The organism is Microbacterium sp. Leaf351 (assembly GCF_001423825.1).
In the GTDB taxonomy this organism is placed as follows: domain Bacteria; phylum Actinomycetota; class Actinomycetes; order Actinomycetales; family Microbacteriaceae; genus Microbacterium; species Microbacterium ginsengisoli.
In genome coordinates this window covers 87,391-87,915 of record NZ_LMPK01000036.1, presented here as the reverse complement: position 1 = coordinate 87,915, position 525 = coordinate 87,391, and the positions used below count along the sequence as shown (strand labels likewise).

The window sequence follows — 525 nt, the reverse complement described above, 5'->3', positions numbered from 1 at the left end:
CCCCCGTCATGCTCGAGCGCTGCCTCGAGCTGCTCGCGCCTGCGCTCCAGGCCGACGCGCCGGTCGTCGTCGACGCGACGCTCGGCATGGGCGGTCACGCCGAGGCGCTCCTCGAGCGCCACCCGCGCGTGCGCCTGGTCGGTCTCGACCGGGACACCGACGCACTCGCGATCGCCGCCGAACGCCTGGCACCCTTCGCCGACCGCGTCATCTTCGTCCACACGGTCTACGACGGCCTCCCCGCGGCCCTCGCCGCGAACGGCATCGCACGCATCGATGGTGCGCTGTTCGACCTCGGCGTCTCCTCGCTGCAGCTCGACGAGGTCGACCGCGGCTTCGCCTACGCGCGGGACGCGCCCCTCGACATGCGCATGGATCAGTCCGCCGGCGTCACCGCGGCCGATGTGCTGGCCGGCTACGGCGAAGGCGACCTCCGCCGCATCTTCGAGCGCTACGGCGAGGAGAAGCTCGCCGGACGCTACGCGCGCGCGATCGTCGCCGCGCGTAGCGACGCGCCCATCGATC

At 73.3% G+C, this 525-nt stretch carries 1 protein-coding gene; it reads left to right on the top strand.

The genetic code is table 11. The features are described from left to right. On the top strand, nt 1–525 hold a 525-nt coding region (rsmH, locus tag ASG00_RS18470; protein ID WP_442922656.1), incomplete at both ends, for a 16S rRNA (cytosine(1402)-N(4))-methyltransferase RsmH.